At 57.0% G+C, this 16,726-nt stretch carries 16 protein-coding genes, 1 tRNA gene and 1 pseudogene; 2 read left to right on the top strand and 16 right to left on the bottom strand.

Annotation, left to right across the window (positions count from 1 at the left end; all coding sequences use genetic code 11):
* Window positions 1-100: 100 nt before the first annotated feature.
* From AC0V6Q_RS03950 to AC0V6Q_RS03980, 7 genes and pseudogenes are all read right to left on the bottom strand, one after another.
* Window positions 101-598, bottom strand: a pseudogene (locus AC0V6Q_RS03950) (transglycosylase SLT domain-containing protein); the annotation flags it as partial.
* 111 nt (window positions 599-709) lie between these two features.
* Window positions 710-785, bottom strand: a tRNA-Lys gene (locus tag AC0V6Q_RS03955).
* Window positions 786-892: 107 nt separating this feature from the next.
* Complete coding sequence (gene rodA, locus AC0V6Q_RS03960; RefSeq protein WP_486169247.1) at window positions 893-1,966, bottom strand: rod shape-determining protein RodA; 1,074 nt, start codon at window positions 1,964-1,966, stop codon at window positions 893-895.
* Window positions 1,967-2,016: 50 nt separating this feature from the next.
* On the bottom strand, window positions 2,017-4,086 hold the full coding sequence (gene mrdA, locus AC0V6Q_RS03965; RefSeq protein ID WP_486169248.1) for a penicillin-binding protein 2: 2,070 nt from the start codon (window positions 4,084-4,086) through the stop codon (window positions 2,017-2,019).
* 62 nt (window positions 4,087-4,148) lie between these two features.
* Window positions 4,149-4,709 carry a rod shape-determining protein MreD gene (locus tag AC0V6Q_RS03970; RefSeq protein WP_486167116.1) on the bottom strand — a complete coding sequence of 187 codons (561 nt, stop codon included), beginning with the start codon at window positions 4,707-4,709 and terminating at the stop codon, window positions 4,149-4,151.
* Window positions 4,706-5,611, bottom strand: coding sequence for a rod shape-determining protein MreC (gene mreC, locus AC0V6Q_RS03975; RefSeq protein WP_486167117.1), 906 nt, complete (start codon window positions 5,609-5,611; stop codon window positions 4,706-4,708). The genes AC0V6Q_RS03970 and mreC overlap by 4 nt, the downstream gene beginning before the upstream one ends.
* Before the next feature lie 31 nt (window positions 5,612-5,642).
* On the bottom strand, window positions 5,643-6,686 hold the full coding sequence (locus AC0V6Q_RS03980; RefSeq protein ID WP_486167118.1) for a rod shape-determining protein: 1,044 nt from the start codon (window positions 6,684-6,686) through the stop codon (window positions 5,643-5,645).
* 193 nt (window positions 6,687-6,879) lie between these two features.
* On the opposite strand from AC0V6Q_RS03980, the gene mutL reads away from it, so the two are divergent.
* Together mutL and AC0V6Q_RS03990 are read left to right on the top strand one after the other, a co-directional pair.
* Window positions 6,880-8,739 carry a DNA mismatch repair endonuclease MutL gene (gene mutL / locus AC0V6Q_RS03985; RefSeq protein WP_486167119.1) on the top strand — a complete coding sequence of 620 codons (1,860 nt, stop codon included), beginning with the start codon at window positions 6,880-6,882 and terminating at the stop codon, window positions 8,737-8,739.
* 302 nt (window positions 8,740-9,041) lie between these two features.
* Complete coding sequence (locus AC0V6Q_RS03990; RefSeq protein ID WP_486167120.1) at window positions 9,042-9,473, top strand: hypothetical protein; 432 nt, start codon at window positions 9,042-9,044, stop codon at window positions 9,471-9,473.
* Window positions 9,474-9,505: 32 nt separating this feature from the next.
* Here the strand turns inward: AC0V6Q_RS03990 and ychF are convergent, their stop codons facing one another.
* The 9 genes from ychF to AC0V6Q_RS04035 all read right to left on the bottom strand — a co-directional run bounded on the left by ychF (window position 9,506) and on the right by AC0V6Q_RS04035 (window position 16,636).
* A complete protein-coding gene (gene ychF / locus AC0V6Q_RS03995; protein ID WP_486167121.1) occupies window positions 9,506-10,606 on the bottom strand; it encodes a redox-regulated ATPase YchF in 1,101 nt (366 codons plus the stop codon).
* Window positions 10,607-10,678: 72 nt separating this feature from the next.
* Window positions 10,679-11,671 carry an SDR family oxidoreductase gene (locus AC0V6Q_RS04000; RefSeq protein ID WP_486167122.1) on the bottom strand — a complete coding sequence of 331 codons (993 nt, stop codon included), beginning with the start codon at window positions 11,669-11,671 and terminating at the stop codon, window positions 10,679-10,681.
* A gap of 73 nt (window positions 11,672-11,744) precedes the next feature.
* Entirely contained in the window at window positions 11,745-12,359 is a 615-nt protein-coding gene (locus AC0V6Q_RS04005) for a CPBP family intramembrane glutamic endopeptidase (protein ID WP_486167123.1), read from the bottom strand.
* A gap of 40 nt (window positions 12,360-12,399) precedes the next feature.
* Window positions 12,400-12,969 carry an aminoacyl-tRNA hydrolase gene (gene pth / locus AC0V6Q_RS04010; RefSeq protein ID WP_486167124.1) on the bottom strand — a complete coding sequence of 190 codons (570 nt, stop codon included), beginning with the start codon at window positions 12,967-12,969 and terminating at the stop codon, window positions 12,400-12,402.
* A 106-nt stretch (window positions 12,970-13,075) separates the two neighbouring features.
* Entirely contained in the window at window positions 13,076-13,741 is a 666-nt protein-coding gene (locus AC0V6Q_RS04015; protein WP_486167125.1) for a 50S ribosomal protein L25/general stress protein Ctc, read from the bottom strand.
* A gap of 132 nt (window positions 13,742-13,873) precedes the next feature.
* Window positions 13,874-14,818, bottom strand: a complete 945-nt coding sequence (locus tag AC0V6Q_RS04020) for a TraB/GumN family protein (RefSeq protein ID WP_486167126.1) — start codon at window positions 14,816-14,818, stop codon at window positions 13,874-13,876.
* Window positions 14,818-15,744 (bottom strand): TraB/GumN family protein, encoded by a 927-nt coding sequence (locus AC0V6Q_RS04025; protein ID WP_486167127.1) that lies wholly within the window; start codon window positions 15,742-15,744, stop codon window positions 14,818-14,820. Before AC0V6Q_RS04025 ends, AC0V6Q_RS04020 begins: the two co-directional genes overlap by 1 nt.
* A gap of 81 nt (window positions 15,745-15,825) precedes the next feature.
* Complete coding sequence (locus AC0V6Q_RS04030) at window positions 15,826-16,455, bottom strand: hypothetical protein (protein ID WP_486167128.1); 630 nt, start codon at window positions 16,453-16,455, stop codon at window positions 15,826-15,828.
* Window positions 16,442-16,636 carry a helix-turn-helix transcriptional regulator gene (locus AC0V6Q_RS04035; protein WP_486167129.1) on the bottom strand — a complete coding sequence of 65 codons (195 nt, stop codon included), beginning with the start codon at window positions 16,634-16,636 and terminating at the stop codon, window positions 16,442-16,444. The genes AC0V6Q_RS04030 and AC0V6Q_RS04035 overlap by 14 nt, the downstream gene beginning before the upstream one ends.
* Window positions 16,637-16,726: the final 90 nt, after the last annotated feature.

The raw sequence follows: 16,726 nt of genomic DNA on the forward strand, positions 1-16,726 counted from the left end.
CGCCAGTGCCAAGGAAGTGTGCGAGATAAAGCTCGGTACCGGTCGCGCGCCTGCCAAGTACAGCTTCAAGTCGCTTTCCATTCTCCAGCGCATAGGCCGCTGCAACCATCGACGCGAGTTCGGGGTCGAAGCGCCAGTCAAGTTTCTGCCGCCGGGAAGCGCCATGCTTTTGATCTGCGACCGCCCCTGTGTGGCTGGAATAGCGATCAAGATTGCGCAGCCACGTCCCCTCGATAAACTGAAACAATCCTGCAGCGCTTGATGATCTTGCCTTGGCCTTTGGGTTCAGACCGGATTCGATTTGTGCTTTTGCCAGAAGGTATTCGTAGTCGACACCGGTTTGCTGCGACGCATTCCATATGGCGTCCATCACCTGTTTGCGCGCAGAGGAGGGGGCCTTGCTAGAGCCCCGACCTGGAAGATACTCCGCGATCAGCTGTCTTGGGTTTTCTGACGGTTTTCCAAGCATTTCATAGCTGGAGTCTTCGGTGGTAGGCGGGGCTGGCAAGGTGCTGCCGGATTGGGCGCTCGCAGGCAGAGAAGTGCCCAAAAGGCACGCAAGCACCAAACCTTTGAAAATTGCCGCTGCCCGAACCATTGATCACGCGTACGCGCGAGCGGGTTAAAGAGGGGCTGTGGGAAAATGGTGAATTTTACCCAAACACGAAAAACCCGCTGAGCAGCTTGCGGAAATTGTGAGGAAGGGGTGTGGTGGACGCACCAGGGCTCGAACCTGGGACCCGCTGATTAAGAGTCAGCTGCTCTACCAACTGAGCTATGCGTCCACACGAATTGCGAAAACGGAGTTGGCGGTTCAAAAGCCCATCCAGTCGCAAGGTGGAGCGCATATAGCGAGCCCTTTTTGGATTAAAAGGGCTCCCGCTGCGATATTTTATCCCGAAAGCCCGTAACGAGGCGCTTCGCGGTTCCAGCGGTTCACCATCATCAATGCCCCGATGCAGATCATATTGGTCATCATCGATGATCCGCCGTGGCTCATGAAGGGTAGGGGAATGCCGACGACCGGAGCCATTCCCATCACCATCATCAAGTTGACCGCGACATAGAAGAAGATGGTCGCCACCATGCCTGCCGCCAAAAGGCTGGCGAAGCGGTCGCGGGAATCACGCGCCACACGAAGGCCCCAGCTGAGGATAATGGTGAACACCCCAAGGACAAACAGTCCCCCGATAAGCCCCCATTCCTCTGCCATTGTGGCAAAGACGAAATCGGTTTGAGGTTCGGGTAAATACTGTAAGTGGCTTTGTGATCCGTTGTTAAAGCCTTTTCCGAAGATACCGCCTGATCCAATTGCAATCTTTGATTGATTGATGTGATACCCGGCACCCAACGCGTCCGCTTCCGGGTTGAACATTGTCAAGACACGGCGCTGTTGATAGTCCTGCAGCCCGAAGAAAAATACTATTGGAGCCGCAGCGAGGGCTGCAACCCCGCCACCAATAAACCACTTCAACGGAAGGCCGGCGAGAAGCATCACAACCGCACCGCCAAAGGCAATGGCGAGCGAGGTGCCAAGGTCAGGCTGCAATAGAACAAAGGACACCGGCAATGCGATGAGTGTCCCTGGGATCACCAAGGCGCGCCATCCGGTGATCATGCCCAGCGGCAGACTTGCATAAAACTGGGCCAACGTGACCACGATGACCGGCTTCATTATCTCAGAGGGCTGTAAAACCATAAAGCCAAGGTCCAGCCAGCGTTGGCTTCCCCCTCGCACATTCCCCAGTATCTCGACGCCAAGCAGCAATATCAGGACAACCACATAAGCGGGATAGGTCATAAAGCGCACAAAACCACGCGGCAGCGAGGCAATGATCGCGGCCATCACCAAAAAGACGCCGAAACGAATGAGATGCGAGGAGGCGAAGGGATCCATCCGCCCACCAGCGGCGGAATGGAGGACCGCTGCGCCAAACAAGACGAGCAAGAACAAGGGGATAAGCATCCCCCACGGCTGACGCGCAATGGGCTCGGGGATAACGCTGTTGGTCGCGCTCACGGAGACGTCTCTTGATTGGAGGCGGCCGGGCTTGGACTTGGCGATTGTTCGGGCGTGGTCACAATCGCATCGGGCGGCGGGGTAGCGCCTGATGCGGCTTGGTCCTCGCGCGGAACCACGAAGGCTTCACCGATTTCCTGGGTTTGTTCAGCCTCAAGGCGAGCTTCGGCCTCGACCTTGTCAAAAATGTCCTCATCGCGCTGGGGAGGGGGCGTCACAGTTGTGCCGCGCTCTGCTGCATAGGCGGCATAGCGTCGTTCAAGGCGTTCTTGCGCTGTACCACCCCATTGACGTTCAAGCGCGCGCAGTGCTTCGACGCCTTTGGCCGGATCGAACATGAACGTCATCACATCGCGCGCGATGGGGTAGGCGGCGCCAGAACCACCGCCGTGCTCGATCACCACAGCGCCAGCATACCGCGGATTGTCGGCAGGCGCATGGAAAGTGAAAAGGCCATGGTCGCGAAACTTCCATGGGCCGCTTCGTCCATCAGATACGCTAAGCGAGACAACCTGCGCCGTGCCCGTTTTCCCTGCGATCTGAATGTCGGGGATAGGCAGCCGTGCGCGGCGGGCGGTGCCTGCACCGTTCACAACATTGCTCATACCCTGATGAACATATGAAAGCTGTTCCGGATCGAAACCGTAGCTCTCGGCAGGTTTGACCTCTTTATCAAGCAGGAGCCGGGGGGTAACCCGCGTGCCCGTAGCAAGCCGCGCACTCATCACCGCCAGCTGCAAAGGGCTGGCAAGATAATAGCCTTGGCCGATCGAAGCGTTCACCGTGTCAAATGACTGCCATTCGCGTCCGAACTTATTGAATTTCCAGTCAGATGTCGGGACGGTTCCGTAAAACTGGCTTGTTACAGGAAGCTCGAATTCCTGACCCATGCCAAGATCTTTGGCGAGCGCGGCGACATTGTCAAAGCCGATTCGCTGGGCGAAATGGTAGAAATAGCTGTCGCAGCTTTGCGCGATAGCCTTGTCCATATTCACAACGCCGTGATTGGAGTGGCAGTTGAAAAAGCGGTTGCCAATTCGTCTGCCGCCACCGCACACAATCGTGTCATCGGGAGAAATTCCAGCCTGTAGAAAGGCCAGGCAGTGCATCGGCTTAACCGTTGATCCCGGGGGATAAAGTCCTTTTAGAACCTTGTTGCGCAAAGGTACTCGCTGATCCTCGCGCAGCATGGAATATTCAACCGATCCGATGCCGTCGGAAAAGCTGTTGGGGTCAAAACTCGGCATCGACGCCATGCACAGAAGGTCGCCGGTTCGGCAGTCCATGACCACGACCGAACCGCTTTCCAGCCCGATCCTGCGCGCTGCGTAGTCTTGAAGAGGGCCATCAATCGTAAGCTTGACCGCATCGCCCTGGATGTCGTCGCGCGTTTCCAGATCGCGCACAATGCGTCCGCCAGCGGTCACTTCGACACGGCGCGCTCCCGGGGTCCCGCGAAGGTCCTGTTCGAATTGTTTTTCAAGACCATCCTTGCCGATCTTATAGCCCGGTGTGATGAGGATGGGGTTGCGATCCTGCTCGTACTCCTCGGCAGATGCGGGGCCGACATAGCCGATGAGATGGCCGACCGAGGATGCGGTTGGATAAAAGCGGGAAAAGCCGCGTTGGGGCACAACACCCTGCATATCGGGCAGGCGCACGCTAAGAGCGGCGAATTGCTCGTACTGGAGCCCACTTGCAACCTCGACCGGCGCAAAACCTCGTGCGCTTGAGACCTTTGCTTTGAGGTCGGTGATGCGATCGCTTTCAAGATCAAGCAGTCCGCCGATCTCATCGATCATAGCTTCGGGATCGGCCAGCCGATCTGGCACGACGTCCACCCGGAAATCGGCGCGGTTAGAGGCGAGCGGAGCACCATTGCGGTCCAATATCCACCCTCTGCGTGGTGGAATGAGAGTAAGGTTTACCCGATTACTTTCTGACTCGAGGCGATATTTCTCATTCTCCGCAATGGCCAGATAGCCCATCCGGGCAGCCAGGAGGACCGCGATTGAAGCCTGAATACCGCCGATTACAACCGTGCGCCGCTCAAACGTGTGCCGCATGGTTGATGCATTGACGACCGGACCGCTGCGCTTTGCACCGCTGCGAAGTTTGAAAAACCGCTTCACCCGATCCTCCGTGCGCGCGACAGGCGGAACCGGTCAGCGCGCGCTATCACTCTTGCGATCAGCGGATAGAGCATGATCGAAAGCGCGATCTGAGGGAGGATCACGATCAAGACATGAGACGAAAGAGTTGCCCCGGACACAATCATAGCGGCCACAATATACAGCAAAATGGCAAAACCGGCGGTGAACCAGTCCTGCCAGAACCCGCGCCAGGGGAAACGCGTTTCGATAAGTTCGAGCGCGATCATGGTCAGGGACCACAAAAAGATAGCGCTGCCAAAGGGTTGCCCGCTGAAAAGGTCGTCAAATGCCCCCAAGGGCACACCGACCCACAAAGGCATAAGTCCCGGGCGCATGAGCCTCCAGCCAAGGAAGATCATAAAGCCCAGCGGCGGGGCGACGGGCATGACATCGGCGATGATAAAGAGGGGAATCAGCGACCCCAGAAGAATTGTGACGTAGTGAACTGTTCTTGTACGCCATGGATCTTGAACACGGTTGATTCTGTCGCCGCCGTAGGCGCGGTGCTGTAAGGGGGGATCAAGCCGATCGATCAATTGGCAAGCTCCTCTTCGCTGAGTTCGTCGCGTTCGCGTACCCCAGCTACCTCAACGGCTAAAGGTTCATAGATCGGCTCGACACTGACGTAATTGGTGGCTGCAGGCTCTGCGATTAGCTGAGCAATACCACCATCTGGCGTGATTTCGGAAAGCACCGCCACCGCAACGCCGGGGCGATAATACCCGCCGGCACCGCTGGTTACGAAAACATCGCCGATTTCCAGAGGGTTTAGCCCAAGATTGATGAGCCGAATGCGCAAGAAACCGTCCCCGCGCCCTTCGGCGAATGCGACCGTTTGGTCAGACGCACGCCTCACCGGCAAGACGCTTTCGGTGTCTGTCAGAAGTAGCACGCGCGATGAGGCGAACGAAGTTTCGAGCACGCGGCCGATCACACCGCGTTCGGAATGGACCGGCATACCGATCTCAACTCCGTCGGCGCGGCCAACGCCGATATAGGCGAAGCGACGCACCGAGGATGCGCTGGACGCGACCAGTCTTGTGGTCGCAACGGGCGGGTTTTCCTGGTTATATAAGCCAAGGAGCGCCTTTAGCCGGTCGTTCTCGGCCTCCACAGCTTGCGCCTCCGCAAGCCGGATGCGAGCGACTTCAACTTCTTCGCGAAGGGCTGCGTTCTGGCTACCTGCTCTCCAGAAGCCGCTGACCGTGTCCCAGATACCGTTCCCGCCCGAACGCGCCGTCGCGGTTGCTTCGCCGACCGGGCTGGCCGCGGTGGTGGCCGCGCCGCGCAAAGGCTGCAGGATCGAGGGTTGCCACAAGGAAATCGTCAGAAGGGCAAGCCCGATTACCGCACCAAGCGTCGCCAACAGATATCCGGTAAATACCGAATACTGCTGCTTTTTCGAAAAGCCCGATCGACGCGATTTGGGCGACGCCATGGCCTAGTATGATCCCTTAATTCGAGTTTCCTTACGCGGTCATCAGAACGCCGCGGTAAACCGGGTCTTCCATTGCGCGGCCAGTGCCGATCGCAACACAGGTGAGTGGGTCTTCTGCGATGGACACAGGCAGGCCTGTTTCCTCGCGCAGATGTTCATCCAACCGGCGAATGAGCGCGCCGCCACCGGTAAGAACAATACCCTGATCGACGATGTCGGCCGCAAGTTCTGGCGCAGTGTTCTCAAGAGCGATGCGCACACCTTCAACAATGGCGCCAATCGGTTCTGACAAAGCTTCTGCTACATGCGACTGGTTGATTGTGATCTCTTTAGGCACGCCGTTCACAAGGTCGCGGCCCTTCAGAGTGATCGTCTCGCCGATCCCGTCATCCGGGATGATGGCGATGCCGTAATCCTTCTTGATCCGTTCAGCGGTGCTGTCCCCGATCAAAAGGTTGTGATGTCGACGAACATAAGAAACGATTGCTTCGTCCATCTTGTCGCCGCCGGTGCGAACCGACGTGGTATAGGCAAGACCGCGAAGCGAAAGAACGGCGACCTCGGTCGTGCCGCCGCCAATATCGACGACCATTGAACCCACAGGCTCTGTCACAGGCATATCAGCGCCGATAGCCGCCGCCATTGGCTCAAGGATAAGGTGCACTTCGGAAGCGCCAGCGTTCGATGCGGCATCGCGGATCGCGCGCCGCTCAACCGATGTGGAACCCGAAGGCACACAAATCACAATTTCGGGATAGCGAAACAGGTTACGCTTGCCGTGAACTTTGCGGATGAAGTGCTTGATCATTTCTTCTGCGATTTCGATGTCGGCAATAACGCCGTCACGCAGCGGGCGGATCGCTTCGATCGAATCCGGCGTCTTGCCCATCATCATCTTTGCATCGTCGCCAACTGCTTTGACGCGCTTGATCCCGTTGATAGTCTCGATAGCAACTACCGAAGGCTCATTCAGGACGATCCCCTGATCCTGAACATAGACCAGCGTGTTGGCGGTCCCCAGATCGATCGCCATGTTTTGCGATCCGAATTTGAAAAGATTGGCAAAAAAGCTCATTTTCGAAGTGTTCCGTGATATCCCGTAAGCACGATCCGCCGGAGCGAACCGCACAAAGCCTTATAAGTTCATATCGCTTGTGCATTCCGCCTAGCGAACCCCACGCAAAAAGGGAAAATTTTTTGTTGACTGTGGAGCGGATTTTCCCCCGCTGCCCTCGAATTTGCGACGCTTAAGCGCTAGCTTGAGACAAATGCCCCAAATTCGACGCCTTCCTGAAACGCTTGTTAACCGTATTGCGGCCGGAGAAGTCGTTGAAAGGCCTGCTTCTGCGCTCAAAGAGCTGGTTGAAAACGCGATTGATGCAGGTTCTTCGCGAATTGCTGTATCGCTTGTGGATGGTGGCCTGTCCCGGCTCGAGGTCACAGATGACGGTTGCGGGATGAGCGCGGATGAGATGGCGCTGGCGCTGGAGCGTCATGCCACATCCAAATTGCCGGATGAAGCCATTGAAATGGTTGCAACCCTGGGATTTCGCGGAGAAGCGCTCCCTTCCATCGCCAGTGTTGCACGCCTGACGCTCGAAAGCCGGGTGCGCGGGGCTGAGGACGGATGGCGCCGGGTGGTGGATCATGGCGATTTGGTGGAAGAGGGGCCGGCAGCGCTCCCCTATGGAACGCGGGTTAGGGTTGAGCAGATCTTTGCCCGCATCCCTGCACGCCGCAAATTCCTTCGCACGGCGCGCAGTGAATATATGGCCTGCCTCGACAACGTCCGGCGTCTTGCCATGGCGCGGCCCGATATTGCCTTCACTTTGGAGAATGTCACTGACGGGAAGGTCCGAAAAGGACTGAACACCCAGGGAGATGAGGCACTTGCAACGCGTGTTTCACAAATTGTCGCGCGCGAGTTGAAAGACAATGCGGTCGAGATTGACCTTACAAGGGAAGGGCAACACGGGGCTTTGCGTCTTACCGGACTGGCGGGCCTGCCGACATACAATCGAGGCGTTGCCGATCACCAATATCTGTTTGTGAACGGACGCCCTGTGAAGGACAAATTGCTCACTGGAGCGGTGCGCGGGGCCTATTCCGACATGCTGGCGCGTGATCGCCATGCGGTGCTTGCGCTGTTCCTCAAAATTCCGCCGCAAGATGTGGACGTGAACGTCCATCCGGCAAAAACCGAAGTGCGTTTCAGAGATGCAGCAGGCGTGCGCGGCTTTATCGTATCCGGCTTGCGTCAGGCTCTGGCGACGGGCGACAGACGTTCAGCGCAAGGGCCGGATCGCGCGGCCATGGGCAGATGGGTGGCAGAGCCCTCAAAGCCGGTACCCCACGAGGAGTCGCCTGCGCTTCGCTCGATATTTGATGCGCCCGATCGGCCTTCTAACGACGCATATCTTGCCGAAGCCCGCCCGGCTTTTGCCTCGCCTTATGCGCCGCCGCCAGGTGATGCAGCGCTTCCCCGAGGCCGCGCCGAAGAGGCCACGCCGCTTTCCGAGGAGACGCAGGACTATCCCCTTGGCATTGCGCGCGGACAGGTGGCCAACACCTATATCGTGGCGGAAAGCAAAGACGGGCTCATCCTTGTCGACCAACACGCAGCGCACGAGCGCCTTGTGCTTGAGCGGCTCAAACGCGCCGGCGCAGAAGAGGCGGTGCAGCGCAGTCAGGCTTTGCTGGTTCCCGACGTCGTCGAAATGGACGAGGCAGATTGCGACCGGCTTGAAGATGCGGCGGAGGGTCTTGCGCGCTTTGGATTGACCGTCGAACGCTTTGGTCCCGCGGCCATGCTGGTGCGCGCAGTACCTTCTGCGATTGCAAAGGCGGACACGGGCAAGCTTCTGCGCGATCTGGCCGACGATATCGCTAAACATGGCCCGCAAAAGGAAAGCGGGTCCCTATTGCTGGCAGAACGCCTCGAATATGTGCTTGCGACAATGGCGTGTCACGGATCGGTCAGGGCAGGGCGCGTGCTTAGCGTGGCCGAGATGAATGCGCTCCTGCGCGAAATGGAAGCAACGCCGCGGTCGGGCCAATGCAATCACGGCAGGCCCACTTGGGTGAAGCTCTCTATGGAAGACGTCGAGAAGCTCTTCGGCCGGCACTGAGGCAGATTCGGCCGTACACCCAGAGATCAAGTTTAGTTAGTTTGCGAAGTAAATATGTTGTCGCTCTCAAGTCCTTGAAAAATAAGGTCCGGTCTGTTTTGTTCAAAGCCCTTCCCATTTCGGATAGAAATGTGTTAGCTCACCGGTGGGGTCGTAACGCTCAAGAAGCGTGAGCTGTTTTACATTCTGGCTGTACGTCATGACTTTAAGTCATATCGAACAGTTTTTCGGTAGAAGTGCGCTCATAAACAATTCTTAAGTATACGGCTCCCCGATTTTGGGGGCTGATTTTACATTTTACCATGAAAATTACGAATGCAGAGACAAGCAGCGGTTGGACCGACACGCTGACCGATATCGCTACCGCCCAAGCCGAGCGGCTTTTCGCGCACAGGAAGGCGCGCAATCAAATTCTTGGGGCCGATCTGTTTGGTGAGCCTGCTTGGGATATTCTTCTCTACGCGTTCATCGCGTCGGGAAATTCCCGAGTGTGCGTTGCCGGTCGATTGGCAGATGAATTGGATATCTCTGCCACCGAAATACGCAGCTGGATTGAACGCCTCTCGGAACAGGGACTGATCGAGGACTATGGAGTGACAATAGCGATCACACAAAGCGCGCACACCAAGATAAGGCAGCTGCTCAACGCGCACATTCGAGAGGTGATGCACGATTTTGGCGCAGGAGACGGAGTTATCCAATTCTCCAGCGTCGGCATGAGCGAAAGCGAATGACCTGCCGCAAACGCGGCACGCGATACTAACGCTTAGACGTTGAACTTAAACAGCAATATGTCGCCGTCCTGGACAAGATATTCCTTGCCTTCCTGACGAAGCTTGCCTGCTTCACGTGCGGGGGCCTCACCGCCGAGCTCGATGTAATCGTCATATGCAATGGTCTCTGCCCGGATGAAGCCTTTTTCGAAGTCGGTGTGGATTTCACCTGCGGCTTGCGGCGCCTTGGCACCGTCGGGGAACGTCCATGCGCGCGCCTCCTTGGGCCCGGCAGTGAAGAAGGTTTTCAGACCAAGAAGAGTGTATCCGGCGCGGATCACCCGTGCGAGACCGCTTTCCTCAAGACCGAGTTCAGCGAGATATTCGGACCGGTCCTCCTGCGGCATCGTGACCAGCTCAGCCTCAATTGCAGCAGATACGACAACCGCCTGAGCGCCCTCGGATGCAGCCTTTTCAAAAACCTTTTCAGACAATGCATTACCGGTTGCTGCTTCATCTTCTGCGACATTGCAGACGTACAAAACCGGCTTTGCTGTCAAAAGCTGCGCCTGCGCAAGGACGCGCGCCTCTTCTTCGTCATTTGGTTCGACCAGGCGGGCAGGCTTGCCGTCTTTCAAAAGCTCAAGCGCCTGTCCAAGAACAGATGCCATGATCTTGGCCTCTTTGTCGCCAGCGGTTGCGCGTTTCGCCGCATTGGCAACCCGCTTTTCCAGGCTTTCAAGGTCGGACAGCATCAGTTCTGTCTCTACCACTTCGGCATCGGCAATGGGGTCGACATGGTTCGAGACGTGCTGAATGTCGTCGTCTTCAAAACAGCGAAGAACATGCACAATCGCATCAACCTCGCGGATGTTGCCGAGGAATTGGTTGCCCAGACCCTCGCCGGCGCTCGCACCTTTCACAAGGCCTGCGATATCGACAAAGGCAAGCTGCGTTGCGATGACCTTGGCGCTTGATGCAATCTTCGCGATCTTGTCGAGGCGCTCATCCGGCACGGCGACCTGGCCCACATTGGGTTCAATCGTGCAAAACGGATAATTCGCAGCCTGTGCAGCCTGCGTTTCGGTGAGTGCATTAAACAAAGTGGACTTGCCAACATTGGGCAGTCCCACGATCCCGCAACGGAAACCCATGGGTCAATTCTTTCATGTAAGAGGTTTTCGCGCGCCTTAGCTTGGGGCAGGGCGCTTGACCAGCCTGCTTGGTCAGGAGTTGTGAACCGCCTTGATCCAAGGGCCATAAGGGCTCCCGCCAAGCCAGCCGACCTGAACTTCGGAACTGACCTTGTTGATTGCCATCTGCGGTTTGGCACCAGGGTGCACTTCGCGCCGAAGCGGGCGCGTTCCGGCAGGCATCGAAATAATCTCAGCCATAGCTTTCGGCACATCCATCGGATCGGTTGACCCGCCACCTGTGCGCCCGCCAAGCTGCGCGATCAGAGCCTGATAGCCGTCGGTGTGCCTCTCTTCCGCGCGTTCGAGCAGAGCGAGGCTGTTCTCGTTCGAATTTTTCCAGATCATGGTTGGATAGCCGCCCGGCTCGATAATGTTCACATCAATACCGTGGGGGACAAGCTCGTATGCGAGCTGTTCACTCATCGCCTCAAGCGCAAACTTGGTGGGAGAATACTGTGCATAGGCAGGAACAATAACGCGGCCCAATTGCGATGTGACATTGATGATAAGTCCGCATTTGGCTTTCCGCATCGCTGGCAGGACTGCGCGCGCCATGCGGTGAGGGCCAAAGACGTTCACATCGAACAGATGCTGCGTTGCTTCCATGTCCTGAATTTCAAGCGGGCCGCCGTAGGACGTACCGGCATTGTTGATGAGTACATCCAGAGTTCCGTCGGCCGCATTAAGCGCTTGCTGTACGCCGTTTTCCACTTGCTCGTCAGAGGTCACATCGATCTCGATCACTTGCAGGTCGAGTTTTTCGTTGAGGGCAAGCATCCGTAGCTCGTCGGCTTCGGGGCGGGGGAGGTTGCGCATGGTTGCGAAGACTTTGGCACCTTTGCGGGCAAAATCTTCGGCAGCGAGGCGCCCAAAGCCGGTTGAACAGCCGGTGATCAGAACAGATTTGCCCGTCATGTCGTGGCTGGCTTCGACCAAATCGTCCGCAGCAATGGACGCGGTAGCAGCAAGCGCTCCGGTGGCAGCGGCACCTGCAAGGAGGGTGCGGCGGTTCATATTGGGCATGGGATCAATCTCCGGTTTCGAAGGCGAGTGTCTTTTCGGGGCCTATGCGCCCCTGGCGAAATGTGGGCGCATACTAGCTCAGCTCTGGCGCTTCGTCGATATCGCTTTGCGCCTCGTCAAAGACGCCCAACCGGTGCATTTCATTCTGGACGTACCAAAGCGCCCAAATATCATAGACCGCATGGCCGATCATCACAGCGAGCAAGCTTTCAAGCGCCAGATACAGCCCTGCGAACACGCAGCCGATAACGGCGATCAGGATAGCGACTTTGAGCTTTGCCAGATGGATCGCTGCGAACATGACCGATGTGATGATCACGGCGATCCAAAGGGGCATATAATCGCCTGCCAAAGTCAGAAGCCCCCCGCGAAAGAAGGCTTCTTCCCAAATGCCTGCGCAGAGTGAAATGACGATGATGGGGCCCATGCCAAGCTTGTTCTTAAGGAAGGCGAGGCTGTGCGCCTGGTCACGCACCAGTTGCTCTGAGAACCGGGGGAACACTTTGAACAGAGCAAAGCCGCTTGCGATCATCGCGGCTGCGATTGCTAATCCATACGCGACCTGAACAAGGTCAAAGGTCACAAAGGCCAGTATATCGCGCCCTGACGCGTACCAGATCAACGCTCCGATCCCTGAGAACAATGCTGCTTGAGCACAGGTCGCACTGACCAACTCGCGAGTGGTCATCTCAGCCATTTCGTTGCTTGGGTGGTTGTCAACCAACTGGCTATCCTTGCTGCCTTAGCGCAACGTCACTCATGAAACGGGGGTCGTTGCCCTCGGCCAGCCATTGTGCCTCTGCGCCAATCGCGCCCAGCATTTCGATGAGGTCGTCCTGTTCTCCCTTGGCATAATTGCCCAGCACATAGGAGTTCACGCGGTCCTTGTGCCCGGGATGCCCGATACCGATGCGGACGCGGCGGAAGTCTGCTCCCAAATGTTTGTCGATGGAGCGAAGGCCGTTGTGCCCCGCATGACCGCCGCCTTGCTTCACCTTCACTTTGAACGGGGCAAGGTCGAGTTCGTCATGGAAGACGGTGAGCGCATCAAGCCCAAGCTTATAAAAGCGCATCGCCTCGCCAACGCTTCGACCGCTTTCATTCATGAAGGTGGCAGGTTTTAGCAGCAGGATTCTCTCTTGGCCGATCCGGCCTTCTTTGACCCAACCCTGGAACTTCTTTTGCTCAGGCCCAAAGCCGTGCATCTCGGCGATTACGTCGAGGGCCATAAATCCGACATTGTGCCGGTGGAGTGCGTATTTTGGGCCGGGATTTCCGAGGCCTGTCCAGATTTGCATGGTGCTCCTCTAGCGATACCTTCCACAAAACAAAACACCGGGCTCCTTTCGGAAAGCCCGGTGCCTTGGTTATTTCAACAGTGGAGAGAGGCTTACTTGCCCCCAATCACTCAGAGTCGTCTTCACTCTTCTGAGCAGTTGCTTCGACTTCGTCTGCTGCTGGTGCTTCGTCTTCCTCGGTGGTGTCACCTTCAGACTGCTTGAGCGCAGATGGAGCAACGAGAGTTGCGATAGTGAAGTCGCGGTCTGTGATCGCGCTTTCGCTGCCCTCGGGAAGCTTGACTTCGCTGATGTGGATTGCATCGCCAACGTCTTTGCCAGCAACCGAGATTTCGATTTCGCCGGGAATCTTGTCTGCTTCACAAACCAGTTCAAGTTCGTGACGCACAACATTGAGAACGCCGCCTTTAACAAGGCCAGGGGCATCTGCTTCGCCAACGAAGACGACCGGGATCGACACGTCGATCTTGGCGTCTTTCGACAGGCGGAAGAAATCTACGTGCGTCGGGCGGTCGGTGACCGGATGCAGAGCGACATCTTTTGGAATGGTGCGAACGGGCTTGCCGTTCACTTCAACCTGCACAATCGAGTTCATAAAGTGACCGATCATCAGCTGACGGACCAGTTCCTTTTCCTCGACGTGGATCATTTGAGGTTCTTCCTTGCCGCCATAGATGACAGCGGGGACCCGACCTTCGCGGCGAAGTGCACGGGAGGCTCCCTTGCCTGCCCGTTCGCGCGCTTCAGCGGGCAAATTCAGAGCGTCGCTCATAACATTAGCCTTTCGAATGCGTAATTAATTAAAGTGCCTTGCGCGTCCCGCCTCCAGGGATGACCAGAACGCCAAGAAGCGGGCACATAGCGTGTGGGCGCTATAATACAACCGAAAACTCGCTTGCGTGCCCTAGGGCGCAGAGATGCGCGTTGCCGTGTAGCCTTGACCCTCAAGCATCGTCACAAGGCCATCAGGCCCCACCAGATGCGCTGCCCCCACGGCAATAAGCGGTTTGGGGGTCTGTTTCAGCATTGGCGTAAGCTGTTCCATCCATGCGATATTCCGGTCCACCAGAAGGGCGTTCCGGATTTCCGGATCTGCCATGATCCCTTCGCTTGTGGCTTCTTCGAGGGTCGCTGCATCTCCTCTTAGCCACGCGCGCAAAAGCCGGTCTGGCGCATTCTTTGAGGATGCCCAATCCTCGATGGTTCCCTCAAGAAGCTCGCGCTGGTCTTCGGCGGCGAGCCCATCGAAAATGGCAAGCTGTCCGCGCGCGGTCTCAAACCCGATCACCTGACGGTCGCCAAACTCACTGATCAGGGCTCTATCGACGCCGAGTTCGGGGTCTCCCGGCGCATCGACCTGAGCCAGCATGATCGCTGCTGCCCAGTCTTCCGAGGACCGTAGAATGGCGCGCGATGTATTGAGGCGGGCAATCATCTCGTCCAATTCAGGGCGAAGGTCAGGGGGTACACGTTCCGTCAACGGCGGAAGACCAGGACTTTGGGAGAGCTCCATAAAAGCCTGTCTGGCCGCATCGTTCTGGCCAAGGCTCGCGACTTCGACGACAAGGACATCAGCCTCTTCAATCGCACTGTCGATTTTAACGGTACGCCACAAAACGCCTTCGGGGAGGGCGTGGATGGTGCCTAAAAGCCATCCCTCGACCTCCCCGTCAGCGTTTGCGAGCTCGTAGATAAGCGGGTTGGGCGGGGGATAGGGCTCCACCTCGCTTGCCTTTTCCTCCTCGCTGCAAGCCGTGATGGCAAACAGGAGCAGGACCAAGGCAAGGGCCAGCACCGCCTGCCACGCGGGGCGGGCTTGATCGGCGGTGCTGGCACTTAGATCGGTCATTACTGAACCCGATCGCTTTCGATGTTGCGCTGGGCAAGGTAGTCCTGAACGCTCTTTTCGCCCGCAAGGTGGCCAGCACCCACAGCGATAAAGACTGTGCCAGGCGTTGTCTCAAGGCGGCTCTCGATCCAGTCAGCCCAGGTCGCATTGCGCGAATAAAGCAGCGCTTCGGCGAGGGCTTCGTCTTCAAGATCGGCATTCATCACTTCGGCAAGACCATCAGGATCACCCTCGACCCATTCAGCCACCATGGCATCGATTGTCTCTTTGACTTCGCCCATGCCTTCGACCGCTTCCATCATGAATTCGACTTGAGCGTCCTGTGGAAGACCGTCGAAGATGCCGATCTGAAATTCGGCCGTTTCCAATGCATCCTGAGTGCGGTCACCGGCTTTGGAGATGATGATTTTATCAACGCCAGCATTCGGGTCGTAGCCTTGCTGCATGAGCGGGAGGAACGACAGCGTGAGCCCTGCGAGCCAAGGCTTCATGGGATCAAAAGCCTCCGCCGGAATGCCAAGGCCGGAAAGTGCAGTTTCGTAAGACGCCGTTTGCTCTGGGCTAAGAAGCGACCGCAAGGTGGTGCCATCGGTGTACACCCCCCGAGCCTGAGCCAATTGGCCCATCGCTGCTTCACTGGCCGGGTCCATCTTGATTTCGGTTACGACGGTGTCTGACGCGCTCAAAGCGGCGTCGATTTCTGCGTCATACCATTTGAGCTCCTTGGGAAGCACGTGAACCGTACCGAACAGGTAAATCGTGGTGTCTTCATCCGACACTTTCCAAAGGGCAGGGCCTTCGGGACCGCTTGGCAGTTCCATGGCCGCATCTGCAGCGGGAGCCGCGTGATCGTCGGCGAGAACAGGGCTTGAGGCAAGCAGCGCAAGGCCAGCAACGCTAGATGCGAGGATTGAGGAGATTTTCATTAGGAGGATCCTTTCAAGGGAGGGGTGGGTAGTGCAAAAGTATTTGACGTGGAATGAACAGGTTTCGGCTCATTATCGGGATCAGCCTGAGCGTTTGAACGCCCAGCTGAAGAGGAAAGTGAACGTAACGATGAGAAACATCACTTGGTGATCGAATTGGGGGAAAACTCCGCCAAATGCGCCGATAACCCAAGCGATGTATCCGTACACGTAGACGTTGAAAGTCCAGAATGCGGCGTCTTTCATCGCTGCTTTCTGAAAATCGTCAAACTGCATCCACTGATAGATTGCAGTCGGGATCATGGCGCTCAAAATGACCAAGGCAACGATTGCTTCGGTTTGGCTTGGTTGGAACGTTCCTTCGAGGATGCTGTCTGTGTGCACAGCGTTTACGTAGATGCCGGCAGCGCCCCCAAGCACCACATAGGACAGCAGTAACAGCTGAGACCGGCCCGTTTTCGAAGAGAAAGAGGGTGGATCGAAATCTCCGATCCGAACAGCGGCGTAAGTCATGGCGGCGCCGATCGCGAGCAAGACCGCGGTCACACCGATTTCTATGCCACCAAGATCGCCCCGGTTCATAAACATGAAGGCTGCACCAATGGCCCCTGCGAACAGGGAAAAGCCGAAGTAAAACAGCACTTGGCCAAGAAACGGGCGAGGCGTGGGCTTGCCGCCATTTTCATAAGATGTTTGATCAGGCTTCGTCATGGAAAATCTCTTCAATTGGCATGTCGAACAGGCGCGAGATGCGAAAGGCGAGTGGGAGTGATGGGTCGTGCTTGCCGGTTTCGATGGCGTTCACAGCTTGCCGCGAGACATCAAGATGTCCGGCAAGGTCCGCCTGCGACCAATCGCGTTCCGCGCGGAGCACTTTAAGTCGGTTTTTCATGGACTGGCGCTTTTCAACCAATCCGCCAGGAAGCGGCAGGCGAGTTTAATATGGTGCGCATGTGATAGGCTCCGATCAGTAAACTGTACG

The organism is Erythrobacter sp. S227 (assembly GCF_057364925.1).

Excerpts from the sequence above, each read along its gene's own strand:
- rodA (WP_486169247.1), bottom strand. The coding sequence starts at position 1,966 with ATGCTTATCCCCTTGTTCTTGCTCGTCTTGTTTGGCGCAGCGGTCCTC.
- mreC (WP_486167117.1), bottom strand. The coding sequence starts at position 5,611 with ATGGCGTCGCCCAAATCGCGTCGATCGGGCTTTTCGAAAAAGCAGCAG.
- AC0V6Q_RS04005 (WP_486167123.1), bottom strand. The coding sequence starts at position 12,359 with ATGACCACTCGCGAGTTGGTCAGTGCGACCTGTGCTCAAGCAGCATTG.
- AC0V6Q_RS03990 (WP_486167120.1), top strand. The coding sequence starts at position 9,042 with ATGAAAATTACGAATGCAGAGACAAGCAGCGGTTGGACCGACACGCTG.
- AC0V6Q_RS04035 (WP_486167129.1), bottom strand. The coding sequence starts at position 16,636 with ATGAAAAACCGACTTAAAGTGCTCCGCGCGGAACGCGATTGGTCGCAG.
- AC0V6Q_RS04000 (WP_486167122.1), bottom strand. The coding sequence starts at position 11,671 with ATGCCCAATATGAACCGCCGCACCCTCCTTGCAGGTGCCGCTGCCACC.
- ychF (WP_486167121.1), bottom strand. The coding sequence starts at position 10,606 with ATGGGTTTCCGTTGCGGGATCGTGGGACTGCCCAATGTTGGCAAGTCC.
- AC0V6Q_RS03980 (WP_486167118.1), bottom strand. The coding sequence starts at position 6,686 with ATGAGCTTTTTTGCCAATCTTTTCAAATTCGGATCGCAAAACATGGCG.
- pth (WP_486167124.1), bottom strand. The coding sequence starts at position 12,969 with ATGCAAATCTGGACAGGCCTCGGAAATCCCGGCCCAAAATACGCACTC.
- AC0V6Q_RS04015 (WP_486167125.1), bottom strand. The coding sequence starts at position 13,741 with ATGAGCGACGCTCTGAATTTGCCCGCTGAAGCGCGCGAACGGGCAGGC.
- AC0V6Q_RS04030 (WP_486167128.1), bottom strand. The coding sequence starts at position 16,455 with ATGACGAAGCCTGATCAAACATCTTATGAAAATGGCGGCAAGCCCACG.
- AC0V6Q_RS04020 (WP_486167126.1), bottom strand. The coding sequence starts at position 14,818 with ATGACCGATCTAAGTGCCAGCACCGCCGATCAAGCCCGCCCCGCGTGG.
- mrdA (WP_486169248.1), bottom strand. The coding sequence starts at position 4,086 with ATGCGGCACACGTTTGAGCGGCGCACGGTTGTAATCGGCGGTATTCAG.
- mutL (WP_486167119.1), top strand. The coding sequence starts at position 6,880 with ATGCCCCAAATTCGACGCCTTCCTGAAACGCTTGTTAACCGTATTGCG.
- AC0V6Q_RS04025 (WP_486167127.1), bottom strand. The coding sequence starts at position 15,744 with ATGAAAATCTCCTCAATCCTCGCATCTAGCGTTGCTGGCCTTGCGCTG.